General features: G+C 63.6%; 20 protein-coding genes and 2 pseudogenes. 9 read left to right on the forward strand and 13 right to left on the reverse strand.

What is annotated here, in order from left to right; genetic code table 11:
* Genes METLW4_RS0122390 through METLW4_RS0122400 form a run of 3 tightly spaced genes read right to left on the reverse strand, consistent with a single transcriptional unit; the run spans nucleotide 1 to nucleotide 3,532 of the window.
* Entirely contained in the window at nucleotides 1–1,191 is a 1,191-nt protein-coding gene (locus METLW4_RS0122390) for a M20 aminoacylase family protein (RefSeq protein ID WP_018268473.1), read from the reverse strand.
* Entirely contained in the window at nucleotides 1,188–2,531 is a 1,344-nt protein-coding gene (locus METLW4_RS0122395) for an LLM class flavin-dependent oxidoreductase (protein ID WP_018268474.1), read from the reverse strand. Before METLW4_RS0122395 ends, METLW4_RS0122390 begins: the two co-directional genes overlap by 4 nt.
* On the reverse strand, nucleotides 2,528–3,532 hold the full coding sequence (locus METLW4_RS0122400; protein ID WP_026191743.1) for an LLM class flavin-dependent oxidoreductase: 1,005 nt from the start codon (nucleotides 3,530–3,532) through the stop codon (nucleotides 2,528–2,530). The genes METLW4_RS0122395 and METLW4_RS0122400 overlap by 4 nt, the downstream gene beginning before the upstream one ends.
* A 169-nt stretch (nucleotides 3,533–3,701) precedes the next feature.
* Between METLW4_RS0122400 and METLW4_RS28095 the strand changes: the two genes are divergently transcribed.
* The gene (locus tag METLW4_RS28095) at nucleotides 3,702–3,869 is read left to right on the forward strand and encodes a hypothetical protein (protein WP_018268476.1); all 168 of its coding nucleotides are present in this window, start codon (nucleotides 3,702–3,704) and stop codon (nucleotides 3,867–3,869) included.
* Nucleotides 3,870–3,988: 119 nt separating this feature from the next.
* A complete protein-coding gene (locus tag METLW4_RS0122410; protein ID WP_018268477.1) occupies nucleotides 3,989–5,359 on the forward strand; it encodes an amidase in 1,371 nt (456 codons plus the stop codon).
* Between the two features lie 11 nt (nucleotides 5,360–5,370).
* On the opposite strand, the gene METLW4_RS0122415 is transcribed toward METLW4_RS0122410, so the two are convergent.
* The 3 genes from METLW4_RS0122415 to METLW4_RS0122425 are packed head-to-tail and all read right to left on the reverse strand — an operon-like array spanning nucleotide 5,371 to nucleotide 8,326.
* The gene (locus METLW4_RS0122415) at nucleotides 5,371–6,342 is read right to left on the reverse strand and encodes a HEAT repeat domain-containing protein (RefSeq protein WP_018268478.1); all 972 of its coding nucleotides are present in this window, start codon (nucleotides 6,340–6,342) and stop codon (nucleotides 5,371–5,373) included.
* 5 nt (nucleotides 6,343–6,347) lie between these two features.
* Nucleotides 6,348–6,581: a 4Fe-4S dicluster domain-containing protein gene (locus METLW4_RS0122420; protein ID WP_018268479.1), complete on the reverse strand. Its 234-nt coding sequence runs from the start codon at nucleotides 6,579–6,581 to the stop codon at nucleotides 6,348–6,350.
* A gap of 8 nt (nucleotides 6,582–6,589) precedes the next feature.
* Nucleotides 6,590–8,326, reverse strand: coding sequence for a fumarate reductase/succinate dehydrogenase flavoprotein subunit (locus tag METLW4_RS0122425; protein WP_018268480.1), 1,737 nt, complete (start codon nucleotides 8,324–8,326; stop codon nucleotides 6,590–6,592).
* Between the two features lie 75 nt (nucleotides 8,327–8,401).
* On the opposite strand from METLW4_RS0122425, the gene METLW4_RS0122430 reads away from it, so the two are divergent.
* From METLW4_RS0122430 to METLW4_RS28665, 4 genes and pseudogenes are all read left to right on the forward strand, one after another.
* Complete coding sequence (locus tag METLW4_RS0122430) at nucleotides 8,402–9,253, forward strand: ABC transporter ATP-binding protein (protein WP_026191745.1); 852 nt, start codon at nucleotides 8,402–8,404, stop codon at nucleotides 9,251–9,253.
* Nucleotides 9,250–10,098, forward strand: a complete 849-nt coding sequence (locus METLW4_RS0122435; protein ID WP_018268482.1) for an ABC transporter permease — start codon at nucleotides 9,250–9,252, stop codon at nucleotides 10,096–10,098. Before METLW4_RS0122430 ends, METLW4_RS0122435 begins: the two co-directional genes overlap by 4 nt.
* A 45-nt stretch (nucleotides 10,099–10,143) precedes the next feature.
* On the forward strand, nucleotides 10,144–11,559 hold the full coding sequence (locus METLW4_RS0122440; protein ID WP_018268483.1) for an ABC transporter substrate-binding protein: 1,416 nt from the start codon (nucleotides 10,144–10,146) through the stop codon (nucleotides 11,557–11,559).
* A 41-nt stretch (nucleotides 11,560–11,600) separates the two neighbouring features.
* Nucleotides 11,601–12,145: pseudogene (locus tag METLW4_RS28665) on the forward strand (integrase core domain-containing protein); the annotation flags it as partial.
* Here METLW4_RS28665 and METLW4_RS25885 read toward each other — a convergent pair.
* From METLW4_RS25885 to cysK, 6 genes and pseudogenes are all read right to left on the reverse strand, one after another.
* Nucleotides 12,131–13,270: pseudogene (locus tag METLW4_RS25885) on the reverse strand (SufS family cysteine desulfurase); the annotation flags it as partial. The pseudogenes METLW4_RS28665 and METLW4_RS25885 sit on opposite strands and share 15 nt — an antisense overlap.
* A gap of 1,013 nt (nucleotides 13,271–14,283) precedes the next feature.
* Nucleotides 14,284–15,231 (reverse strand): family 2A encapsulin nanocompartment shell protein, encoded by a 948-nt coding sequence (locus METLW4_RS0122455; RefSeq protein ID WP_026191747.1) that lies wholly within the window; start codon nucleotides 15,229–15,231, stop codon nucleotides 14,284–14,286.
* 120 nt (nucleotides 15,232–15,351) lie between these two features.
* Nucleotides 15,352–16,536: a phosphoglycerate dehydrogenase gene (locus METLW4_RS0122460; protein ID WP_018268487.1), complete on the reverse strand. Its 1,185-nt coding sequence runs from the start codon at nucleotides 16,534–16,536 to the stop codon at nucleotides 15,352–15,354.
* 3 nt (nucleotides 16,537–16,539) lie between these two features.
* Nucleotides 16,540–17,622, reverse strand: a complete 1,083-nt coding sequence (gene serC, locus METLW4_RS0122465) for a 3-phosphoserine/phosphohydroxythreonine transaminase (RefSeq protein ID WP_026191748.1) — start codon at nucleotides 17,620–17,622, stop codon at nucleotides 16,540–16,542.
* 52 nt (nucleotides 17,623–17,674) lie between these two features.
* On the reverse strand, nucleotides 17,675–18,583 hold the full coding sequence (epsC, locus tag METLW4_RS0122470; RefSeq protein WP_018268489.1) for a serine O-acetyltransferase EpsC: 909 nt from the start codon (nucleotides 18,581–18,583) through the stop codon (nucleotides 17,675–17,677).
* On the reverse strand, nucleotides 18,580–19,557 hold the full coding sequence (gene cysK / locus METLW4_RS0122475; protein WP_018268490.1) for a cysteine synthase A: 978 nt from the start codon (nucleotides 19,555–19,557) through the stop codon (nucleotides 18,580–18,582). The genes epsC and cysK overlap by 4 nt, the downstream gene beginning before the upstream one ends.
* 1,090 nt (nucleotides 19,558–20,647) lie before the next feature.
* On the opposite strand from cysK, the gene METLW4_RS0122485 reads away from it, so the two are divergent.
* Genes METLW4_RS0122485 through METLW4_RS0122495 form a run of 3 tightly spaced genes read left to right on the forward strand, consistent with a single transcriptional unit; the run spans nucleotide 20,648 to nucleotide 22,293 of the window.
* Complete coding sequence (locus tag METLW4_RS0122485) at nucleotides 20,648–21,070, forward strand: putative toxin-antitoxin system toxin component, PIN family (RefSeq protein WP_026191749.1); 423 nt, start codon at nucleotides 20,648–20,650, stop codon at nucleotides 21,068–21,070.
* Nucleotides 21,067–21,342 (forward strand): hypothetical protein, encoded by a 276-nt coding sequence (locus METLW4_RS0122490; RefSeq protein WP_026191750.1) that lies wholly within the window; start codon nucleotides 21,067–21,069, stop codon nucleotides 21,340–21,342. Before METLW4_RS0122485 ends, METLW4_RS0122490 begins: the two co-directional genes overlap by 4 nt.
* Before the next feature lie 36 nt (nucleotides 21,343–21,378).
* Nucleotides 21,379–22,293, forward strand: a complete 915-nt coding sequence (locus METLW4_RS0122495) for a recombinase family protein (protein ID WP_018268495.1) — start codon at nucleotides 21,379–21,381, stop codon at nucleotides 22,291–22,293.
* Nucleotides 22,294–22,336: 43 nt separating this feature from the next.
* Here METLW4_RS0122495 and repC read toward each other — a convergent pair whose 3' ends face one another.
* Nucleotides 22,337–23,671, reverse strand: a complete 1,335-nt coding sequence (repC, locus tag METLW4_RS0122500; protein ID WP_083919372.1) for a plasmid replication protein RepC — start codon at nucleotides 23,669–23,671, stop codon at nucleotides 22,337–22,339.
* Nucleotides 23,672–23,842: the final 171 nt, after the last annotated feature.

A 23,842-nucleotide genomic window follows, 5' to 3' on the forward strand; every position in this document is an offset into this window, starting at 1 on the left:
TCAAGAGAGAAAGCGCTCAGCGAGCAGCGCCCAATAGACAGCCGCAGGCGCGAGGCTCTGGTCGTTGAAATCATAGCCGGAATTGTGGAGGGAGCAGCTGTCGCCATTGCCGAGGAACAGGAACGAGCCCGGCCTCGCATCGAGAAAGAAAGCGAAATCCTCACTCGCTGTGCGCGGCGGAAAGCTCTCTTCGACGCGTGTCTCGCCGAATGTCTCCAGCGCCGTGAGCCGCGCCAGCTCCGTTTCGGCGGCGTGATTGACGACCGGCGGAAAGCCGAGCCGATAGCGCACATCCGCGACGGCGCCGAAGCTCTCCGCCTGCGCGCGCACGAGGGCCGGGATGCGCTCCTCGAGCAGCTTGCGCGCCCGCGGTCTGAATGCGCGGGCCGTGAGCTTCATCTCGACGCTCTCGGGAATGATGTTGGATGCGGAGCCGCCATGGATGGAGCCGACGGTCACGACCGCCATGTCGAGTGGATCGACATTGCGCGAGACGATCGTCTGGAGAGCCGTGACGATATGGGCGGCGACGACGATCGGATCGATGGCATCCTGCGGTTCGGCCCCATGGCCGCCCTTACCGCGCACGGTGACATGCGCCTGGTCGACGGACGCCATTGCCGGGCCGGGGACGAAAGCCAGCCTTCCCGCCGCGAGGCCGGGCCAATTGTGCAGCCCGAAGATCGCGTCGCAGGGAAAACGCTCCAGAAGGCCGTCGTCCAGCATGCGCCGGGCGCCGGCGCCGATCTCTTCGGCCGGCTGGAAGATGACGTTGAGCGTTCCGCGAAAATCTCCCGCCTCGGCCAGCTGACGGGCGGCGGCGAGCAAGATCGTCGTATGTCCGTCATGTCCGCAGGCGTGCATCACGCCTTCGCGGATGCTGGCGTAGGGCAGTCCTGTCGTCTCGGCGATGGGCAGCGCGTCCATATCCGCGCGTAGGCCGAGGCTGCGCGGCCCCTCGCCGCGCTTCAGCGTTCCGACGACGCCGGTCCCGCCGAGTCCCCTCGCCACCGCGTAACCCCAGTCGGCGAGACGTTCTGCGACGAGTTCGCTCGTGCGACGCTCCTGGAAGGCGAGCTCGGGATGGCGATGAATGTCCCGGCGCAGCGCGACGAATTCATCTGCGCGGCGGACGACCGCCGCGGCGACGGCCTCGGCGCGCTCGGAAAGGGTTTCGATCGAAGCCGTCATCGGGACACGCTCCTCTGTTCGTCGGTCGCGACGAGAGCGTAGCGGCTCTCCTTGCGCGGCAGGCCGAGATGATCGCGCAGCGTCCGTCCCGGCAGATCGCGCGAGTAGCGCCCTCGCGCCTCCAGCGCCGGAACGACAAGACGGACGAAATCATCTAGCCCTTCCGCCGTGACCGGGAAACCAAGAATGAAGCCGTCGGCGGCGCCCTCATCGATCCAGCGCAGCATTTCGTCGGCGATTTTTTCGCCCGTCCCGATGAAGGTCGGCTTCGGCGTCGCGACGGAGAACGCGACCTCGCGTAGCGTCAGCCCCTCCCGCCGCGCCCGCGTCTTGATAGCATCGGTCGTCGAACGAAACCCTTCCTTGCCGATGTCTCCGAGATCCGGGAAAGGCGCGTCCGGATCATATTGCGCGAAATCGTGGTGGTCGAAGAAGCGGCCGAGATAGACGAGCGCCTCCTCTATGCCCAGAAGATCGCGAATGGCCTGATATTTCGCGTCGGCTTCCACTTCGCTCTCGCCGATGATCGGCCCAGCGCCGGGGAAAATCAGGACATCGTCACGGCGACGACCGTGAGCGACGGCGCTTTCCCTCACCTTCTCGGAAAAAGCGCGGGCCTCTTCGAGCGACGCCGCCACCGTGAACGCGGCGTCGGCATATTTGCCGGCGAGCGCTATTCCGGCGTCCGACGCGCCGGCCTGGAAAATCACCGGCTGCCCCTGCTCCGAGCGTCCCACATTCAGCGGACCGGCGACTTTGAAAAAGCGTCCCTCATGGTCGAGCCGATGAAGCATTTGTGGATCGAAGAAACGTCCCGTCACGCGGTCGCGCACAAAGGCGTCGTCGTCCCAGCTGTCCCAGAGACCTTGCGCGACGGCGAGATATTCGTCGGCGATCTGATAGCGCAGCGCATGCTCGGGATGAGATTTCCCATAGTTCTTCGCGCTGCCCTCCAGCGGCGAGGTCACGACATTCCAGCCGGCGCGTCCGCCGCTGATCAAATCGAGCGAGGCGAATTGCCGGGCGATCGTGAAAGGTTCGGAATAGGTCGTCGAGACGGTGCCGGCGAGACCGATCTTCGACGTGCGCGCGGCGAGCGCGGAAAGGATCGTCAGCGGCTCGAAGCGGTTGAGGAAATGCGGCAGCGACTGTTCCGTGATGTAGAGGCCGTCCGCCACGAAAACGAAGGCGACGCCATTGTCTTCCGCCTTCTGGACGGTCTCGATGGTGAAATCGAGATCGACGCTGGCGTCTGCTGGTCCACTCGGGTGACGCCAGGAATTCATATTGGCGCCGGCGCCATGCAGCATCAAGCCGAATCTGATGGGCTTCTCGCTCATGCGGTCTCCGGGCTGGAAGAGAACGTCCCGGCGATCAGCTCGATCGAGACGAGGCGCTCGTGGAAATCCGCGATCGGCGTATCCAGGATGAATTCGTTCACGCCGTAGCGATCGGCGAGGGCTTCGAGCTCGCGCCGCACGCGACCCGGCGCCCCGAAGACGACGAGCGGGTGAATTTCCTCGGCGCGATAGTCCTGCTCGGAAAGCCCCGCCTGGCGAGCGAATTCGGCGGCGAGTTCGAGCGACGGCAGATTGACGGATCGTCCGTCGGCAAAATGAACCTTGTAGAGACTCGGGGCGCCGACGCGACACTCCGCCTTTTCCTGCGTCTCGGCCGCGAACGCCTGGATGGCGAGCAGAGCCTGCCGCCCCGCGATGCGGCGGTAGGCCTCGAGCGAGCGCGCGAGCGTCTCGGGATCGCCGTTGAAATGGCCGGCGTAGGCGAAAAGCCAACCACGTCGCGCGGCGAGTTCGGCGCTCGCGGGGCCGCCGCCGAGCAGAATGCGCTGCGGCGGCTCCGGCGGAACGGGCGTTGCGAGGAGGCCGGCGAACGCGTGATCCTCCGGCAGCGCGCCGTAGAGACATGCCTCCAGCTCGATGAGCCGGGCCTCGAAATCGGCGTCGTCCGGGCGCTGCTGCAAGGCTCGAGTGGAATAAGGCAGGCCGCCGGGCGCCTTGCCGACGCCGAGATCGACGCGCCCCGGCGCCAGCGCCGCGAGTGTTTTGAAAACCTCCGCGACCTTATAGGGACTGTAATGCTGGAGCATCACGCCGCCGGAGCCGACGCGGATACGCGAGGTGTGGGCGAGGATATGGGCGGCGACGATCTCCGGCGCGGAGCTCGCGAGCAATTTGGCGCCATGATGCTCGGCGAGCCAGAACCGATGATAGCCGAGCTCATCCGCGCGCTTGGCCATTGCGATCGTGTGGCGAAGCGCTTCCGCCGTCGTCGCTCCCTCGGCGACGGGGCTCTTGTCCAAAATGGAGAGTGAATAGGACATGGCGATGAAGAGCCGAAGCGGGCGGGGCGCTTCCCGATAAATCCATATTATCGACCAGATTAATATATTCAAGGTCCGGCGGCGCTGTCCAGCGCTCGGGCGAGATCGTCGAAAAGATCGGAGGCGGCTTCGATGCTCGTCGAGAGATCGTCTGGAACCGGCGTTCCCGGTGCGCACCGACGACGAGCGCTACTGCCTCTCGATCTGGTCGAAGAATCTGTTCGACCAGCGCTACATCACGGGCTGGTCGCCGGGCAGCTCGACGACGGCGACCACCGTCACTCTGCAGGATTTTCCGCGCACGATAGGCGGAACCTTGCTAGTGAAGCTCGATTGAACGGGGCGTCCGATGCGTGACTCGGCCGCCGCCGCTATGAGCGGCTCACACCATAAAGCCGCCGGCTTTGTCGGGGGATACTTACTAAGATAGATAAACAGAGGGAATTCGAGGATGCCGTGCCACAAGATCTGACGCAGGCTTCAGCGAGCGAGCTGATCGCCGCTTATCGTTCGAAGGCCGTCTCGCCTGTCGAGGTCGCAACGGCGACATTGACGCGGATCGCCGATCTGCAGCCTCATTTCAACGCCTATCGCGCCGTCGACGTGGAGGCGGCGCTGGCGCTGGCCAGAGCTTCCGAGGCGCGCTGGCGGACAGGCGCGCCACTCGGGCTCCTCGACGGAGTTCCCGTCGGTTTCAAGGACCTGCTCAATGTGAAGGGGTTTCCGACGCGTAAGGGAAGCCTCGCGACGCCGGACGCTGTCCAGCAGGCCGATTCCCCGCCTGCAGCGCGCCTCCGCGAATCGGGCGCCGTCATATTGGGCAAGACCCAGACAGCCGAGTTCGGCCTCAAAGGCCTCACGGAGACGAAGCTCGCAGGCGTGACGCCCAATGCCTGGGATCGGCAATATGTGAGCGGCGGCAGCAGCGGCGGCGCCGGCGTCGCGGCCGCTCTCGGCCTCGGGCCATTGCAGGTGGCGACGGATGGGGGCGGCTCCATCCGCAACCCGGCGGCGATCAATGGCGTTTTTGGGTTCAAGCCAACCTTCGGCCGCGTCGCCGGCTATCCGCACAATGGTTCGCTGTTCCACATCGGCCCCATCACGCGCACGGTGACCGACGCCGCCCTGCTGTTGAATGTCATCGCCCAGCCGGATGCGCGCGATTGGACGAGCCTGCCCAGCGACGGGCGCGATTGGACCGCCGGCCTCGACGGCGGCGTGAAGGGACTACGGGTCGCCTATAGCCGCACGCTCGGCTATATCCAGGTCGATCCGGGCGTCGCCGCCGTCGTCGACCGCGCGGTGGCGCGCCTCGCCGAGCTCGGCGTTATCGTCGAAGAGGCCGATCCTGGCTTCTCGGACCCGTCGGCGATCATCGACGCGATCAACGCCGAGCGGGCGATCCGCCTGCGCCGCGATATCGGCGACGCCGGACTGGGCCTCATCGATCCGGGGATCCGCAAGCGCGTCGAGCGGCTGGAGCGCCAAACGCTCGCAGAGATCGTCGAGGCCAATGAGCGGCGCACCGAGCTCGGCATTCAGTTGCGCCGGTTCCACGAGAAATACGATCTGCTGGTGACGCCCGTGCAGTCCAAGCCCGTTCCGCGCGTCGGGACGGCGCCGGAGACGCCCTTCGCCTTCCCGTTCAACATCACGCAGCAGCCGGCCGCCTCCGCGCCCGCGGGCTTCGACAATAATGGCCTGCCGGTCGGGCTCCATATCGTCGGGCCGCAATTCGGCGACGCGACGGTGCTACGTTTCGCAAGGGCGTTCGAAAAGCTCCAGCCTTTCCCGACGCCGCATCTCGAGTCGCTGGGCCGTCTCTGAGGCTAGGCGGATCAGCGTGCGGAGGAGTCGATGAGATGGATCGACCAGCGGGCAATCTTGCGCACGTCGGGGTCCGGATCCTCGGCCAGGCGCCCGAGGATCGGCAGGGCGTCGGCGTGGCGGATTTCGCCGAGGGCGGCGGCGACTTCCTTGCGCAGATTGCTCACGGCATGCGTCGCCAGCGCGCCGAGCGCCGCAATCGCTTCGACCGCCGCCGCGCGCCCGAGAGAGCGGGCCGCCTCGAGGGCGACCTGCCAGCTTTCGTCCGACAGCGCATGAATTAGCCCGGCCTCGGCGCCCGTGGCCCGGACTTTTCCGGCGAGAGCGGCGGCCGCCTCTCGCACGCGCCAATGCGAGTCGTCGAGGCCGGCGAGTACCGCCTCGAGAATAGCAGGGGCCGGCGCAAAGGCGAGCGACGCCAGAGCGGCCCGCCGCACGTCGAAATGATCGTCGCGGACGGCGTGGATCAGCGCCGGCGTCGTCGTCTCGTCCTTCAAATAGGCCAGCGCGCCGATCGCCTCCCGCCGCACCTGGGCGTCCTCATCCTTGAGCGCGCGTAGGGCGGGCGTCAGCGTCGCCGCGACGCGCAGACCGCGCAAGCCCCGCCAGGCTGCAGCACGAACATCCGCCCGCTCATGACCGACGAGCGCGAGAAGGGGCGCGGCCGCCTCCGGCGCACGAAACTGACGAAGGCTGGAGTCGGCCACGGCGGCGACCTCGGCGTCCGCGTCGAGAAGGGCGGCCGCCAGAGCATTCGCCGCCGCCGCCCCGTCGAATTGCTCGAGCCCCCCGGCCGCCGCCCGCCTCACGCCCGGATGCACGTCGCGCAACGCTTGGATAAGCAGCGCTTCGCCCGCCGGCTCGCCGCTCTCGGCGAGATCCATGATCGCGATGCGTCGCTCATCCGCATCCTCGCTTCCGAAGCGCTCGGCGATGTCGGCGAGATCGATTCCTTGCTCTTCGAAAATGCCGTCGCGCGCCATCGCCGTCACCGCAGAAGATAGGGAATCGACACGGTGATCGCCTTCGTCGGGCAGTCGAGCTCGCAGGGCAGGCAATACCAGCATTCGTCATATTTCATATGCGCTTTTCCCGTCGCCGGATCGATGCGCAGAACGTCGAGCGGACAGACGTCGACGCAGATGGTGCAGCCCTTGTCGGCGATGCATTTCTCAAGGTCGACCACGACGGGAAATTCGGAAGGGTTCTCGGCGAAAGACATGGAAGGCCTCAGCTTCGCGCTTCTATGCGCAGACGGTTATAGGCGTCGCGCTCCGTCGCCTCCACCGGCACGACATAAGGATCGACCGCACGCCTGCGACAAGCGATGGCGCCCTTCGCATCCTTATAGAGCTGCACATGGCAGAACCAATCCTCGTCGTTGCGATCCGGATAGTCGAGACGATAATGATACAGTCCCCAGCGGCTCTCCTTGCGATAGAGCGAGGCGGCCGCCGCCATCTCCGCGCAATCGAGGATCGAATGCACCTCGAGCGCCCGCATGAGCTCATGCGCGTCGCGCGCGACGATGCGTTGCAAATCCGCGCGAATTTCGGCGAAGCGCTTTTGCGCGATCTCATATTTGCGCGGGGACTTAGGGGGCTGGAGATAATCGTTGACGAAGCGCCGTATCTTATATTCGACCTGATTGGCCGGCAGGCCCTTCTCATTGCGCAGCGACGCCCGGGTGCGTAATCGCTCAGCCTCGATTTGCGCCGGATCGCAATCGGCGAGATCGACCTCGCGCGCATATGCCGCCGCATGTTCTCCCGCGATCGCGCCATTGACGAAGGCACCAAGCATGTAATTATGCGGCACGCTCGCCATGTCGCCCGCCGCATAAAGTCCCTCGACCGTCGTGCGCGCGAATTCGTCGACCCACACGCCCGAAGCGCTGTGGCCGGAGCAGAAGCCGATCTCCGATATGTGCATCTCGACCATGTCGCGGCGATAATCCGTGCCGCGCCCCGCGTGAAATTGCTTGCGTGAGGGACGTTCGACCTCGTGCAGAATCCCTTCGACCTCGGCGATGGTCTCTGGCGCGAGATGGTCGAATTTGAGAAATACGGGGCCGCTCCCGCTCTGGAGCTCGCGATAGAACTCCAGCATCATCTGTCCCGACCAATAGTCGGATTCGATGAAGCGCTCGCCGCGGCTGTTCGCCGTGTAGGCGCCGAACGGCCTTCCGACATAGGCGCAGGCGGGGCCATTATAGTCCTTGATGAGCGGATTGATCTGGAAGCATTCGAGATTGGTCAATTCGGCGCCGGCGTGGAACGCCATCGCATAGCCGTCGCCGGAATTGGCGGGGTTCTCATAGGTTCCCCAGAGATAGCCGGAGGCCGGCAGGCCGAGGCGCCCCGCTGCGCCGGCCGCGAGAATCACCGCCTTGGCGCGTATGACCAGCAGCTCGGCGCTACGGCTGTTGACGGCGATCGCGCCCGCGACGCGTCCGTCCTTCGCCGTGAGCAGGCGCGTCGCCATGAAGCGGTTGGAGATCAGCACCTGCGCCTTGCGCAATTGCCTGTAGAGAATCTTCTTGACCGAGCCGCCTTCCGGCATCGGCAACACATAGGTCCCCAGATGATGGACCTTCTTCACATCGTAATCGCCATTCTCGTCCTTGAGGAATTTGACGCCCCATCGGTCGAGCTCGCAGATCATGTCGAAGGAGCGCTCGGCATAGGCGAGCAGCGCCTTCTGATAGACGATCCCATCGTTCGCTATGGTGATCTCGCGGACATATTGCTCGGGGCTGGCGAAGCCCGGGATGACCGCATTGTTGAGTCCGTCCATGCCGATTGCGATGGCGCCGGAACGTTTCACATTGGCCTTCTCGAGCAGAACGACCTTCAGCGCCGGATTTGCCGCCTTCGCCTTATAGGCGGCGAGCGGCCCGGCGGTTCCACCCCCTATGACGAGCACATCGGCCTCATAGACAGCGTCGGCGTCGTCGATATGGCTCACTCGCCCCCCTTCTCGTGTTTTCCGCCCGCCTCGGGCGGTTTGCTTTTTCTTCGCCCTTTAGTTTATATTTTTTATATGCTTCAGACCAGCGGCAATCCGAGACCGGCCGACGACGCCCGACTTTCGTCGCCGCAGACCGGGGCGGGAAGGGGGCGGGTCGAATTGCGAGGCGTCTCGATCTCGTTCGGAGCGGGCGCAGGCCTCTCAGAGCTGAGCCTCACGATCGAGCCCGGCGAATTCCTCTGCCTCCTCGGCCCTTCGGGCTGCGGCAAATCGACGGCGCTCAATGCGATCGGCGGTTTCGTCGCTCCGTCCGCCGGCACTGTCTCGGTCGACGGCGCGACCGTGCGCGGGCCAGGGCCCGACCGAGGCATAGTGTTTCAGCACTATTCGCTTTTTCCGTGGAAGACGGCGCAGGACAATGTCGCCTTCGGCCTGCGCATGCAGGGCGCCTCGCGCGTCGAAGCGCGCCGCGCCGCGCGCGACTATCTCGCCGCCGTCGGGCTCGCACGCTTCTCTCAGGACTATCCGGCTATGCTCTCCGGGGGCATGCAGCAACGCGTCGCCATCGCCCGGGCGCTCGTCAATCGCCCGGCCGTGCTGCTCATGGATGAGCCCTTCGGCGCGCTCGACGCGCAAACGAGAGCCCTCATGCAGGAGCATCTCCTCGAGCAATGGCGCGAGGTCGGCAACACAGTCGTTTTCGTCACGCATGATGTGGACGAGGCCTTGTTTCTCGGCGATCGGGTCATTGTCTTGAGCGCGGCGCCGGGGCGAGTCCTGCTCGATATGAGGGTCGAGCTGCCGCGACCCCGGCCACGAGAGATTTATGCGAGCGCGGACTTCATCGAGGCCAAGGCCCGCTGTCTCGAGCTGATCCGGCGGGAAAGCCGCCGCGCCTTCGAGAAATCGGACGCGCTCCCATGACCGATGCGCGCACACTGTCGCACAGCGCGCCGAAGGATGGCGGCGAGGCCGGCGCAGCCGGGTCTTCCCGCGCGTCTCGTCCCTCGCGCCGATGGGCCTTGCGCATCTCGTCGATCGCCGCTCTCGTCCTGCTCTGGCAATTCGCGTCGGCCGCCAAGCTCCGGCTACCCTTCGTTTCCTTCGCCTTCCTTCCCGCGCCCACCGAGGTCGCGGAGGCGTTCCTCGAGCTTATTTCCTCGGGAAAGCTCCTGTCGCATATAGAGGCGAGCGTCGCCCGCGTGCTCGCCGGCTATCTGCTGGCGGCGGTCGTCGGAGTGGCGCTGGGCGTGGTGATCGCGCGCAAGCGCATGTTCGAAGACCTCTTGCTGCCGGCGTTGGAGCTGGCGCGGCCCATTCCCGCCGTCGCCTGGATACCGCTCGCTATTCTGATGTTTCCGTCGTCGGAAGCCTCGATGATCTTCATCACCTTCACCGGCGCCTTGTTCCCGATCCTGCTCAATTCCATAGATGCGATCCGCGAGGTGGATGGCCGGCTGATCGCTTCGGCGCGCTCGCTCGGCGCGCGCGAAGCGACCATCATCCGCGAGGTCATTCTACCAGGCGCTCTGCCCGGCGTCTTCACCGGGCTCTCGATCGGCATGGGAACATCCTGGTTCTGTCTGGTGACCGCGGAAATGATCTCGGGGCAGCTCGGCGTCGGCTACTACACTTGGGAATCGTACACGCTTCAAAATTACCCGGACATCGTGGTCGGGATGCTGATCATTGGCGCTCTCGGCTGGGCGAGCAGCGCCGCCGTGCGAGCCCTCGGCGCGCTCGCCATGCCGTGGCGTCGCGAGCATTGAGAAACGCGAGGCGCGCGGACGCGCAAACGAAGGAACGAGACCGACATGCGGATATTGCGCCTCTGGCTGCTGCCGACTTTCCTCGTGGCGCTGTCGAATCCGTTGGCCGCAGAGACGATCCGCATCGCGATCGGCGTGCAGGATACGACGATCAATTGCGCGGCCGGCGGACTGCTCATTCGCGAGCTCGGCCTTCTGGATCGCTATCTGCCACGCGAGGGAAAGTACAAGGGCGCGACCTATGACGTTCAGTGGAAGAACTTCACAAGCGGCGCGCCCATCACCAATGAGATGGTTGCGGGCAAGCTCGACTTCGGCGTGATGGCGGATTTCCCCGGAGCGCTCAACGGCGTCGCCTTCAAGAAGGCCGGCAAGCGCAGCAAGTTCATCGCCGTCTTGTCGGGCAGCGTGCGCGGCAGCGGCAATGGCGTCGTCGTGCCGACCGGGTCCCATGCACAATCTCTCTCCGATCTGAAGGGAAAGACGATATCGGTTCCCTTCGCCTCGACCGCGCATGGCATGCTGTTGCGCGCGATCGCCGATCTCGGCTGGAATCCGGACAAGGACGTGAAGATCATCGCGCAGGCGCCCGAGGTGGCGGGCGCGGCGTTGCAGAGCGGGCAGATCGACGCCCACGCCGATTTCGCGCCCTTCGCCGAGCTGTTTCCCTATCGCGGTGTGGCGCGAAAAATCTTCGACGGCGCGCAGGCGGGCGTGCCGACGTTTCATGGCGCGCTCGTCGACGCCGATTACGCCGATCGCTATCCAGAAGTCGTGGTCGCCTATCTCCGCGCCGTGATAGAAGCGACGCGCCTGCTCACGGCGGAGCCGGAGAGATACAGCGAGCTGATCGCCAAGGTGACGGGCGTGGACGCGCCGGTCGTCTATCTGTTCCACGGTCCCTTCGGCTTGCAGACGCGCGCCCTCGCATGGAAAAAAGAGTTTCGACAGGATGTCGCGACGTCGATCGACACGCTGCGGCTGCTCAAGCGCGCCGACTCGGGGCTCGATCTCGATACGTTCATCGACGACGTCTTCATCCGCCGAGCGTCGAAGGAGGCCGGCGTCGACTATGAATCGCTACTCGCGGAGGAAGCTCCTTCGCCGATCTTCACGGACTCGTCGACAGGAAAGCAGATCGACGACGTCTCGCGTTCGGCTGAGCTCTGGCTGAGAGACGAAGCCAGAGCTCGCAGATACGCCTCCCTTGCGAGCGCATTGCGCGCGCTCGGCGATTTCGAGCGACAAGGGAAGGCCGCGCGCGCGGTCTACGCTTGGGATCGCGTGAGCGGCGCCAAGATCTTTGCGGATCGCGCATGGTTCGTGAGGGAGAGCGATGGTCGATTGAGCGCCTATCTGTCGAAAGACGCAGCCTCCGATTTCGCCGCCCGCGCGAACGCCGCCGTGTTGGATGTCACCGAGGCGAAGTCGAAGGTAGTCGGGGTCCAGAACGCGCGTTGAACGGCGCCGCGCGCCAAAATCGATCGACCATCGACTAGGTCGATGGAGAGGTTTCCGCCAAGCGGAAATTCAAAGCCTATCCGATCGCCAATTTTCATATCGACATCGCCGAAGTGCGCACCGCCGAAGGCAAGCTTTACATGTTCGTGGCGATCGACCGAACCTCGAAGTTCGCTTTCGTCGAACTGCGGGACAGGCACAATGCGAATCGCCGCCGACTTTCTGTTCGCGCTGATCAAAGCCGTTCCTTACAAAATCCACACGGCGCTCTCCGATGAATTCATTTCACCGATCCGGCCGGCGGGACCTGGACCCCGCTTGAAATTCGGCAAATGCTCGCCGACGGGAAGCTGTTCCGAGCGCGTGAACCGCACGATCAAGGATCGCGACGATGAAGCGTTCCTTCTATGAAACACATACCGAGCTGCGCACGCACCTCGCCGACTTCGTCGCAGCATACAATTTTGTGCGCAGATTGAAGACGCTCAAAGGCCTCACGCCTTACGTATTCATCTGCAATCTCTGGACGAACGAGCCGGAGAGATTCGTCCTCGATTCGCTCCACCAGATGCCGCACCGTCGCCTCGAGACCGAATCGACGCAGAATCGGCTGCGCGCAGTGATGTCCGGCGCGCACGGCTATGCCGTCGTGATTGAGAGCCTTCCCAACGTCCTCGACGCGATACCCATCCAGAACGAAGGAAAGCACGCTCGCCTTCTCGGCGGCCGTTCCGATGAGGATCAGCCCGGGAATCGAGCGCATTCGCTCTGTAGCGAAGCTCAAGAGCTCTTGCTCGTAGTGCTCGATAAGCGCCAAGCCGATCGCGTCGACATAATCGATTGCGGCGCCGAGGCCGACTGCATCGGCTATCGAGCCGGTGCCGGCTTCGAAGCGGTCGGGAGATCCTCGGTAAATCGTGCTCTCGAAAGTCACATCGGCGATCATGTTGCCGCCGCCCTGCCACGGCGGCATTTGTTCGAGAACGTCACGCTTTCCATAGAGAGCGCCAATCCCCGTCGGAGCGAAAAGCTTGTGGCCGGAGAACACATAGAAGTCGCAATCGATTTCCTGCACGTCGACCGCCATGTGTGGAACGGCTTGCGCGCCGTCGACGAGCACTCTCGCGCCATGCCGATGCGCCATCGCGGTCATCTCGCGTGCGGGCGTGATCGTTCCGAGAGCGTTCGAGACCTGCGAGACAGAATCGATTCGCGTGCGTTGGCCGAGCAGGCTTTCATATTGGTCGAGGATGATCTGCCCGCGATCGTCGACCGGAGCGACACGCAGCTTCGCGCCTTTCTCTGCGCAGAGCTGTTGCCACGGCACGATATTGGCATGATGCTCGAGCCATGTAATGACGATTTCGTCGTCCTCTCTTATATTGCGCCGTCCCCATGATTGCGCGACGAGATTGATCGCCTCTGTCACGCCGCGAACGAAGACCATATCTTCGACCGACGGCGCGTTCAGAAAGCGTCGCACCTTCTCACGTGCGCATTCGTAGGCGTCGGTCGCGCGCGCGGCGAGCGCATGTGCGCCGCGATGAATTTTGGAGTTCTCATATTCATAGAAATGAGCCAGCCGATCGATGACGAACTGAGGCTTCTGCGTCGTCGCGGCATTGTCCAGCCAGACCAGCGGCCTGCCATGCACCTGCTGCTGGAGAATTGGAAAATCGCGTTTGATCGCATCAGGGTCGAACGGATGCGCCGCTGGAGCGGGATCCGGCGCAAGTCGTGGCTGAAAGCTCGGCTGCTCGCCGTTGTGCGCCGAGACCTCTGGAGTGGCCCAGAGGCGCTCGACGCCAATGGCTCGGCTGTCGGCATGCTCGAGAAAATAATAGGCGTCGTCGCCGGTCGGGCCAGCGGGGCCAGAGCCCGGGATATGCGGCACTTCGGAAGCGGTTTGCCCCGGCGCAGAGGGCGCGCCGTCGAAGCGACGTCGCAACGATGGAGCGGATCGACGGCCGATCGAGTCGACGTACGAGGAGTGTCTAGCGCCGTATAGGATTGGCGATAAGATGCAAGGACGTCAGTCGCGGGGACATCCGCGAATGACACGCCCGACGATCCGAATGGCGCCGCCGCCGGGAGCGCCTTCGGATCGACTAATTTAGTCGAGTTCGGCGCGCGCGACGACGTCAACGCGTCGATCGTCCCCGGCGCAGTATCTTCACCCGGAAAATTCGCGGACGTCATCCTCTCGCCCGGAATGGCGCCGGGGACTATCCCGATCGACAGCGGTGTGACGTGAGTCGGCGGGACGCGCTCGACGAGGTCCGGGAAAAATTGTCGAACGTCGAAGGAATCGGATTCGAACGCGCCGACCGAGGCTCCCGGCTGCAGCGCGTCCGGGACGCCGGGATAAATCGCCGTAGGATCGAAGCGAGCGTGGGCCGGCGCGATCGAGACGTTCGGCGTCGGAACGACCGATGGAATGGTGGTAGGCGGCAAATCGGGCGGCCCGTAGGGCGGACGCGCAGGGATGAAAGGCGCAACTGTCGTCACCACCGAGGGCGCCGGCGCAATCGTGGGATCTGGAGGCGCCACAGGGATACCGGACGAGCGATCCGCGTGATGCTCGCTGATCGGCTTCCCTTCAAAGAAAATGTTGGCGAGTTTCGCGATGACGCTCGCATCGGGCAAGAAAATCGCCTGATCGCCGAGCGCGTCCCGATCGGATGGGCCTGGGAACGGCGCATTCGACGTCATCGCTGCGCCTGCTCACGCGTAAGTAAAGGGATATTCGTGGTATTTGCCGACCTCGACGTCTTCGAGCACGCCGAGCGCGTCATGAGTGAGCACCGCCGCCGAGCAATAGAGCGAGATCAGATAGGATGCGATGGCCTTGCGGTTGATGCCCATGAAGCGCACCGACAAGCTCGGCGCCACTTCTCCCGGAATACCCGGTTGGAACAGACCGATGACGCCTTGTTTCTTTTCTCCTGTGCGCAGCAGCAGAATATTGGTCTTCCCCGTGCCGTCGATGTAGAGCTTGTCGCTCGGCACCAGAGGGATTCCACGCCAGGTCACGAACGCCGAACCGAACAACGTGATCGTCGCCGGCGGAACGCCGCGGCGCGTCGCTTCGCGGCCGAAGGCCGCAATGGCGCGCGGATGGGCGAGGAAAAAGGCCGGCTCTTTCCACACCTTCGTGATCAGCTCATCGAGATCGTCCGGGGTCGGCGCGCCGGTCCGGGTCTTGATCTTCATCGATGGATGCGCGTTTGCGAGGAATCCGTATTCGAAATTGTTGATGAGCTCGCTCTCCTGCTTCTCCTTCACTTTTTCCGTGAGGAGCCGCACCTGCTCTTGAATTTGATCATAAGGGTGATTGTAGAGGTCGGAGACGCGGGTCTGCACGTCGAGTACGGTCGTCACGGCGTTCATCGAATATTCGCGCGGAGCCTCTTCATAGGGGATATAGGTTTCCGGCAGGTCCTCATCCGTATCCCGACGCGGGCTGCACTCGACGTCGGCGTCGGTCAGGGCGATCGCCTCCTTGACGCGGTTCAGGCGATAAATGCCGGCTTCGACCGGAGTCCATGGCAGGAGAGACACCAGCCATCGCGGCGTGATGCCCGACCATTGCGCTCGCGTCTTAGTGGCGTTGGCGAGCTGGCGTGCGGCGGCTTCGCTCAAAGTTCGCCGAGCATCGTGTTCGTCGTTCATGTGACGCGTCCCTATTTAATGAGAACCGCACGATCGTCCAATTAGATCGCAATCCGAGGACGGCAATCACTTTGCATAGCCTCGCAACGTCGACAGCCATGTGAAGCTGACAGCTTCGTCTCAGTCCGCGCCCGCAGATTTTGGAACGACGCGGACGGACAGAACGCCGTCCAGCCGTCTAATGGCGTCCAGCGTCCCGGTCGGAGTCTCTGCGTCGAGATCGACGAGCGTATAGGCATATTCGTCACGCGACTTGTTCAAGAGATTTTCGATGTTGAGGCTCGCCACGGCAAGAGCGGAGGAAATCTGGCTCACCATGCCCGGAGTGTTTCGATTGGCGATCGCCAAGCGCGAACGACCCGCGCGCGGCAATGTGACACGCGGAAAATTCACGGAATTGCGTATCTCGCCGTTTTCCAGAAAGTCGACGATGGAATCGGCGACGGACGCAGCGCAGTTCGCCTCGGCCTCGGCGGTGGCGGCGCCGAGATGAGGCAACGCGATCGCGCGCGGTCGATCTAGGATGGCGCGCGTCGGAAAGTCTGTGACATAGGCGCGCAGCGCGCCCGAATCGAGAGCTGCGCAGAGCGCCGCCTCGTCTATGACGCCCGCTCGCGAAAAGTTGATGAGGATCGCTCCGCGGTTCATCAGCGCGAGACGCGAGGCGTCGATGAAGTGGACGTTGTGCTCGTCCAGTGGGATATGAAGCGTGACGATGTCCGCTCTCGCCAAAAGATCGTCGAGGCTCATGACGCCGATCACATCGGGGGAGAGCTTCCACGCGCGATCGACGCCGAGCGATGGATCAAAGCCATAGACGCGCATCCCGAGAGCGATCGCGGCATTTGCGACCAGGCCGCCGATAGCCCCCAATCCGAGAATGCCAAGCTTCTTGCCTGTCAGCTCGAATCCGTCGAATTGGGCTTTTCCGCTTTCAACCTGCTTCGCGAGGCCCGCATCGTCGCCCTCGAGATTTCGAGCGAAATCCCACGCGGCGACGATATTGCGAGAGGCGAGCAGAATGGCGGCTATGGTCAGCTCCTTGACGGCGTTCGCATTCGCGCCCGGCGCGTTGAACACGGGAATGCCGCGCCGCGAGCATTCCTCGACGGGAATATTGTTCACCCCGCTCCCCGCGCGGCCGATCGCGAGAACCGAATTCGGGATCGGTGCGCCGCGCAAATCAAAGGAGCGTAGGAGAATAGCGTCCGGCCGAGCGCTTTCCTTCTCGATATGGTATCGACCCTGTGGCAGCCAGGGGAGAATATCGGCGGCGACGCCGTCACGAGCCAATATTTGGAACATGGGCTATCCCCATCGCTTCTCGAAGTCGAGCATGAACGAGATCAATGTCTCGACGCCTTCCTCGGGCATCGCATTGTAGATGCTCGCGCGCATTCCGCCGACCGAACGATGTCCTTCGAGAGAGACGAGGCCGGCGTCGGCCGCGGCGGCGAGGAAGCTCTTGTCGCGGTTCGCATCGGCGAGACGAAAAGGCGCGTTCATGCGCGAACGGACCGCCGGATCGATGAAATTGGAATAGAATGGCGACGCGTCGATCGCGGCATAGAGCCTCGAAGCCTTGCGAATGTTGCGCCGTTCGATGGCTTCGACTCCGCCTTGCTCGGCGAGCCATTCCAGCATCAGGCCGGCCATGTACCAGGCATAGGTCGGCGGAGTGTTGACCATCGATCGCTCGTCCGCTTGCCGACGATAGTCGAATATCGATGGCGTTCCAGGCAGCGGCCGGCCGATCATATCCTCCCGCACGATGACGACGGCGAGACCGGCGAGACCGAGATTTTTCTGCGTGCTCGCATAGATCAGCGCGAATTGAGTCACGTCTATCGGGCGAGATAGAAGATTCGACGACATGTCGACGACGAGCGGCACGTCGTCCACTCTCGGCGCCTCGTGAAACTCCACTCCGCCGATGGTTTCATTGGCGGTATAATGCAGATAGGCCGCCGTCGGATCGAACCGCCACGACGCCTGCGGCGGGATCGTGGCGAAGCCGCCGTCTCGCGAGCTCGCAGCCACGCCCACGTCGGCGAAGAGCTTTGCTTCGTCGATTGCCTTGCGAGACCAATAGCCGGTTTCGATATAAGCGGCCTTGGTTTTGCCGCGCAGGAGATTCATCGGCGCCGCCGCGAATTGCCCAGTCGCGCCGCCTGCGAGGAAAAGGACCTTGTAATTGGAAGGAACGGCCAGCGCCGCGCGCAGGGCCGCCTCGGCTTTCTCGGCGATGCCGATGAAATCGGCGCCGCGATGGCTCATCTCCATCGGCGTTACGCCGCTCGATCTCCACCCGCGCAGCTCCTCCCGCGCGCGCTCCAGCACCGAGGCGGGAAGCATGGCGGGACCTGGACTAAAATTGTAGACTTTTCGCATCGCTTCCTCCTTCCACAGATTGCGGAACGACGCGCGCGGCGTGGTTGAGCCATCAAATCCCGCCGCCCTCTTCGAAGGCCTCGCTGCGGGACTTGGCCTGAGTGATGTTGCTTCCAGGCGGCACGCTTTGCGTGAGCCACACATTGCCGCCGATGGCCGAGCCGCGGCCGATTGTAATTCTGCCCAGCACCGTTGCGCCGGCGTAGATCACGACATCGTCCTCCAGAATGGGGTGGCGCGGATAGTCTTTCGCCAGGGCGCCGTGCTCGTCGACCTGGAATCGCTTCGCTCCGAGCGTCACAGCCTGATAGAGTCGCACGCGCCGGCCGATGATCGACGTCTCGCCGATCACGACGCCGGTGCCGTGATCGATGAAGAAGCTCTCGCCGATCTCCGCGCCCGGATGAATGTCGATGCCGGTCTGCGAATGGGCGGTTTCCGATATGATCCGCGCGAGCAGCGGCGCCTTCAGGCGAAAGAGCTCGTGTGCGAGGCGATGACGGATGACAGCGGCGAGGCCTGGATAACAGAATACGACCTCGTCCAGGCTTTTTGCCGCCGGGTCGCCCTCGAAGGCCGCGCGAATGTCGGTATCGAGCAGCGCGCGCACTTTTGGAAGGCGCGCGGCGAATTGCCGCGCAATCTCACGTGATTCGGTAATCGGTTCGGCGCCCCTCGAGCCGACGACATTCGCCAGGACGAGCTCGCGGCGAATTTGTTCCCGCAACGTCCGCATAGCCAAGTCGAGTGTGTAGGCGACGAAGCTGTCGGCGCCGTCCTCGGTCAAGCCGGCCGGCCCGAAGTGACGAGGGAAAAGCGTCGCGATCAATCCGTCGACCACGCCGACGACCGCATCGCGGGACGGAAGTTCCGGCAGAGCCGCATCGTGATATCGGCTATTGTACGACGCGCGGCGCAGTTCACGCAGTTCGGCAACGATTTCGTTCGAGCTCGTGCTCATTTGGCCAGTCCCTTCTCATCGAAAAGGCCCTCGAACAGAGTCGTGCTGAGGTAGCGTTCTCCGGAATCCGGCAAAATGGCTACAATAATCTTGCCGCGATTATCGGGACGCGACGCCAAGCGAACCGCAACGGCCGCGGCGGCGCCGCTCGAAATACCCGAGAGAATCCCCTCCTCGCGGGTGAGCCGGCGCGCATAATCGATCGCCTCCTCGTTCGTAACCTGCTCGATCTCGTCCACCAGCGACAAATCCAGAACGCCCGGGACAAATCCTGCGCCGATTCCCTGGATTTTGTGAGGGCCTGGCTGAAGCGGCAGGCCGGCGCGGCGTTGCGTGAGCACCGGGCTCGCCGAAGGCTCGACGGCGACGGACACGATGTTCTTGCCGCGATCCCGTTTGATGAAGCGCGACACGCCAGTGATTGTCCCGCCCGTGCCGACGCCCGATACGAAAATGTCGATCGCGCCGTCGGTGTCGTTCCAGATTTCGGGCCCCGTCGTTTGCTCGTGTATGGCGGGATTGGCGGGATTTTCGAACTGCTGGAGCAGCACGTAGCGCTCCTTGTCGGAGGCGACGATCTCCTCGCTTCTCGCGATTGCTCCGCTCATGCCGCGCGAGCCCTCCGTGAGGATGAGCTTGGCGCCGAAGGCAGCGAGCAGCTTGCGTCTCTCGATGCTCATCGTGTCCGGCATCGTCAATGTCAGAGGAATGCGCCGCGCGGCGGCGACGAAAGCGAGCGCGATGCCTGTGTTTCCGCTGGTGGGCTCGACTAACTCCTTGCCGGCGCCCAGCACGCCACGGCGCTCCGCGTCCCAGATCATAGAGGCGCCGATGCGACACTTGACGGAATAGGAGGGATTTCGCCCTTCGATCTTGACCAGCACTGTCGCACCGGCTCCATCCGTCACGCGGTTCAGACGGACGAGCGGCGTTTGGCCAATCGAATAGGAATTGTCCTCGCGCCAGTTCGACATGGAACGCCTCCCGCTGCCAGGATATTTCCGGCACAGAACATAGATTGCATCAACTAGCGGCTCCACCGGGACTTTCCAGACCGGAAAAGGACTTCGTTCAACGGTCCCGAAGCAAAGAGTCGAGCACGTGTTCCACGGCAGGCGGCTGGACGGAGAGGACTCCGCTATTGTGCAGGCGCTGCGGCTCATGGCTTTCTGCGCTAGCGCGCGCGTCAAAGGTTCGGCCTCGCGCGCTACGCCGGCTCGCCTCGCTCTATCACGCGTGACGTTCGCGCCACCAATGCAGATCTCGTCGAACTCCCCCGTTGAGGATCGCTCACCGTTCTCAATCTCAGTCTCCGCCGCGTCTTCGTCCCCGATGGCGCCCGAGCCGACCGCGGTTGCATCGAGGGAAATGCACCGCGGTCGCGGCACGCCACGCAAACAGGCGAGGCCATCGGTCGTCAGCGCCCACGCCGGTTCGCGATTAGCTATGCGACGGCGCGCGAGCAGAACGGCGTGGGCCCGCACGACTTCGTGCGTCGGCGTGCGCACGTGCATCCCGACGTCATGGAGCACCAAATCTTCGATCTGCAGGAATTCGCCCTCGCGCCACAGAGCGGCGCCGGCGTCGAGGAAATGCGCGCGAAGAACGAAGGCTTCGGCGACGGGACTGGAGCGAAGCCGCTCGTCGAAACGCGCGGAGTCCGACGCATTCTCGAAGGTCGTTTTGCGGGCGCTCGAATGAAACCGAGCCGGGAAGATCTAACCGCATTCTAATTCCATGTGAATCAAGATTATTTTCAAGTTATTTCGAGTTTAGATTGAATGATAGAAGATGCTTTTTCTCCTTCGCGGCCCGGATCGAAACGCGTCGCCCCGGCCACCGAAAGCGAGCCTCGTCACGGCTCTGGAGGCGGGCCTTCGGCCCGCAAATCGACGAAAAGGCGTGTTTTTCTGGCCTTTCTCCTGCTTTCCCCTGGGCAGGGTCGGCGAACTTCGGCCTTCGGCTGCGTTTTCAAACGACCATTTATTAATATCAATCAAATTTGTAATTCCGATTTTGAGAAGCCATTGATAACATCATGGGCGATATGATATTGTCGCTGCGATGAGATTGGTTCTGGATACGAACGCCCTGATCGCAGCGCTCCGAAGCCCAGGCGGAGCATCCGCCGAGCTTCTCAGGCTTGCGCGTCGCGGACAGATCCAGCTTCTGGCCAGCGCCGCCCTCGCAATCGAATATGAGGCCGTCTGTCTGCGCGACGAACACCGAAAAGCGGCCGGCCTATCGACGAAAGAGGTCGGTCAGTTTCTCGACGCGATCGTCGACCTGATCGAGCCAGTCGAAATTTGGTTCCTTTGGCGGCCGCAATTGCGCGATCCGGGCGACGAGCTGGTCCTCGAGGCGGCTGTGAACGGGCGGGCCGCGACGATCGTTACGTTCAATTTGCGTGACTTCGGACTTGTGCGAGAGCGCTTTGGGATCGACGTTTTCACGCCGAGAGATACGCTGATGAGGATGGTGCGATGAAAACGAAAACTGCCGCTTATGCTCTTCGGCTCCCCGCTTCGATGAAGGCGGAAGCCGAAAAGATTGCCGCCGAGGATGGCGCGAGCCTCAACCAGTTCATCGCTTCGGCGGTGGCCGAAAAGGTTTCGGCGCTGCGCACGGCTCGTTATTTCGCGGAAAAGAAAGGCCGGACCGATTGGAGCGCCTTCGACCAGATCATGCGCCGCGAGGGTGGCGCGCCGCCGGTTGCGGACGACGAGATTCCTGAAGCTTATCGAACGGCTCGCAAATAGTCCGTTGCTGATTTCGTCGGAAGGAGACCAGGGCGAATGCCCCTGATCGGCTACGCTCGCGTCTCGACCGAGGAGCAGGTCACGGACGCGCAGACCGATGTGCTGAAGGCCGCCGGCTGCGTCGAGATTTTTCGCGAGCATATGTCGGGGGCGAAAGCCTCCCGGCCGGAACTCGCCAAGGCTCTTTCGCGCGTGCGACGCGGCGACGTGCTGGTCGTCGCGCGGCTCGACCGTTTGGCCCGCTCGCTGTCGCATCTCCTGGCCGTGATCGCCGAGCTCGACGCCAAGAGCGCGCATTTCAAATCGCTCGCCGATCCCATCGACACGACGACCCCGCAAGGCCGGTTCGCCCTGCAGGTTCTCGGCGCCGTGGCCGAGCTGGAGCGCGCTTTGATCCGGGAGCGCACCAAGGACGGCCTGCGCGCCGCCAAGAAGCGCGGCCGCATCGGCGGCAACCCAAAGCTCCGCGCCGGCGACCGCGACGCCATCCAGCGCATCGTCGACGCCAAGGCGGCGAATTATTTCGAGCGCGTCAACCGAACGGCCGAACATTGGCTGCCGGTCGTCCGGCAAATGCGCCCGGATCACCGCTGGCAGGACGTCGTGCGCGTGCTCAACGCCAAGCGCGATGCCGCCACCGGCGCTCCCCTGCCCCAATGGACCGTCGAGCGCCTGAAGCGCGCCGTCAAATGCTTCGTCGCCGAGGGCTTGATCGAGCCCCGCCTCCTCCATCAAGCCGCCAGCCGAAAAGTCAGCAGCGAACGCCTGGTCACACTCGTCGCCGGGATCAAGCGGGCCAATCCCGATCTGACGCTCGCGCAGATCGGCGCGCAGCTCGAGGCCATGTATGAGCGCACGCCGCGCGGCGGAACCCGCTGGGCGCCCTCCTCCGTCAAAAGCCTGCTCGATCGCGCCGAAAAGCTCCGATTGCTCGACGCCGAAACGCTGTGAGCGAGCGGGCCGCCAGGGCTCGGTCCAATAATCCATCCCCGCGTCACCCTGTTTTCTTTCGTTCGCGCGCCGCCTTCGCGGCCCTGCCACGCAACAGGGCCATCAGCACGGGCCCGAGCGAGAACTCCCCTGCCCTCGCCTTTTCGGTCAAGACGCGGAGATAGCCGCCGGCGCTCTTGATCTCATCGCCGCGTTGCAGGATCGCGGCGATGACGATGGAGGCGTCATGCTCGCCCAGGACATCCAGGGCCTGCGCCCAGGCATCCGGCGAAACGCCGAGCGCCGAGCGCACCGTCGCCGCCGCAGCAGCGAGGTCTCGCCATGACGAGATTTCGCCACTCGGGCCGTAATCGACAATGTCTGGACAGGCCTCCAGCACCATTCCGAGCGGATAGGCGCGAAGCGGCGGTTTTGGATCGACGGTTCGAGGACGATCTGGGAATGTTTCTGGGGCGTGGTCGATCGCTCCCCCAGGCTCTTCGAGATTTGGTTGGGGTGGCTGAGCCCTGCCTTCTTGAAGGCTAGGCTCAAGATCAGAAAAGTTTGTGGTTTGATTCTGTATGTGACGCTCAGATTGAGACTCATTGCCGCTCATATTTTGAGCTTTTATATGCGTTTCCAGCGACTTGTGGATTTCGGCCGCTAGAGCGGCCAGCTCGCCGGCCAGAGCCCCTAGATCGGCGCGGGAAAGCCCCCGCCCATAGCGCCCCGAGAGCGTCGCATAGCGCTGATGCGCCTCGTCCCAATCGCCCGAGACGCCCTCTTCCAATGCCGTCTCGATCATTTTTGCGATATCGCGGCGGGTGAGCGTGATCTTCTCGCGCAGCAGCGCGATCGCTCTGCTCTCGGCCCGCACCTCCTCCGCGAGGTTCTCGATTTCGCTCGAGCGCGCGACGAGCGGTGCGAGGTCGAAGCCGAAGGCGTCCTCAATGGCTCCCCCCTGCCCTTTCCGGGCGAAGCGTTTGCCGTTCGGAGAGTCGCGGCGGATGATCATTCCGGCGTCGACGAGGCAGGCGAGATGCCTCCGCAGAGTCGCCGGCGCCATGCCATGGGCTCGGATCGAGAGCTCCTTGTTGGAGGGAAATACGACGATGCCGCCGCCGCCGGAGCCCGTTTCAGACGCCTTGGGGTCGTTCGCGGGCAACGCGAGCGCTGTCTCCTGATGGAAGCTCAGAAGCGCGTGCAAAACGGATAGCGCGCGCTCGGTGACGCCGAGCGGCTCCTTGGCTTCGGTGAGCGCTCGAAACAGTCGCCATTTGTGCACGACGGTTTCGGATGCGCCCGGCTTTACAGCAAAATTTTCGGTCGCGGTCTGGCTCGCCACCATGGCGAGCGACAACGGCCGCCGCCCAAAGGGCGTCGTTGGACGTGTCTGCATGATCCTTTGCCTTGTTCAGGCAAAAGAAATCCGCTCGCCGAAACGGCGCCGACTCTTGACAGTGATTCGCGGAAGTGAGACCTTGTGGTTGCTTAAGACACACAGGGGCTTCCGTTCGGCGACGATCGGGGGCCTCTTTCTTTTGCAGCTATCTCCTCTGCGAGTTTGTTA

This window comes from Methylosinus sp. LW4, from assembly GCF_000379125.1.
Taxonomy (GTDB): Bacteria; Pseudomonadota; Alphaproteobacteria; order Rhizobiales; family Beijerinckiaceae; genus Methylosinus.

Bases quoted from the DNA above. Each gene is read 5' to 3' on its own strand.
- METLW4_RS0122390 (WP_018268473.1), bottom strand. From the start codon at position 1,191: ATGACGGCTTCGATCGAAACCCTTTCCGAGCGCGCCGAGGCCGTCGCC.
- METLW4_RS0122395 (WP_018268474.1), bottom strand. From the start codon at position 2,531: ATGAGCGAGAAGCCCATCAGATTCGGCTTGATGCTGCATGGCGCCGGC.
- METLW4_RS0122400 (WP_026191743.1), bottom strand. From the start codon at position 3,532: ATGTCCTATTCACTCTCCATTTTGGACAAGAGCCCCGTCGCCGAGGGA.
- METLW4_RS0122415 (WP_018268478.1), bottom strand. From the start codon at position 6,342: ATGGCGCGCGACGGCATTTTCGAAGAGCAAGGAATCGATCTCGCCGAC.
- METLW4_RS0122420 (WP_018268479.1), bottom strand. From the start codon at position 6,581: ATGTCTTTCGCCGAGAACCCTTCCGAATTTCCCGTCGTGGTCGACCTT.
- METLW4_RS0122430 (WP_026191745.1), top strand. From the start codon at position 8,402: ATGCTTCAGACCAGCGGCAATCCGAGACCGGCCGACGACGCCCGACTT.
- METLW4_RS0122435 (WP_018268482.1), top strand. From the start codon at position 9,250: ATGACCGATGCGCGCACACTGTCGCACAGCGCGCCGAAGGATGGCGGC.
- METLW4_RS0122440 (WP_018268483.1), top strand. From the start codon at position 10,144: ATGCGGATATTGCGCCTCTGGCTGCTGCCGACTTTCCTCGTGGCGCTG.
- METLW4_RS0122455 (WP_026191747.1), bottom strand. From the start codon at position 15,231: ATGAACGACGAACACGATGCTCGGCGAACTTTGAGCGAAGCCGCCGCA.
- METLW4_RS0122460 (WP_018268487.1), bottom strand. From the start codon at position 16,536: ATGTTCCAAATATTGGCTCGTGACGGCGTCGCCGCCGATATTCTCCCC.
- serC (WP_026191748.1), bottom strand. From the start codon at position 17,622: ATGCGAAAAGTCTACAATTTTAGTCCAGGTCCCGCCATGCTTCCCGCC.
- epsC (WP_018268489.1), bottom strand. From the start codon at position 18,583: ATGAGCACGAGCTCGAACGAAATCGTTGCCGAACTGCGTGAACTGCGC.
- cysK (WP_018268490.1), bottom strand. From the start codon at position 19,557: ATGTCGAACTGGCGCGAGGACAATTCCTATTCGATTGGCCAAACGCCG.
- METLW4_RS0122485 (WP_026191749.1), top strand. From the start codon at position 20,648: ATGAGATTGGTTCTGGATACGAACGCCCTGATCGCAGCGCTCCGAAGC.
- METLW4_RS0122490 (WP_026191750.1), top strand. From the start codon at position 21,067: ATGAAAACGAAAACTGCCGCTTATGCTCTTCGGCTCCCCGCTTCGATG.
- METLW4_RS0122495 (WP_018268495.1), top strand. From the start codon at position 21,379: ATGCCCCTGATCGGCTACGCTCGCGTCTCGACCGAGGAGCAGGTCACG.
- repC (WP_083919372.1), bottom strand. From the start codon at position 23,671: ATGCAGACACGTCCAACGACGCCCTTTGGGCGGCGGCCGTTGTCGCTC.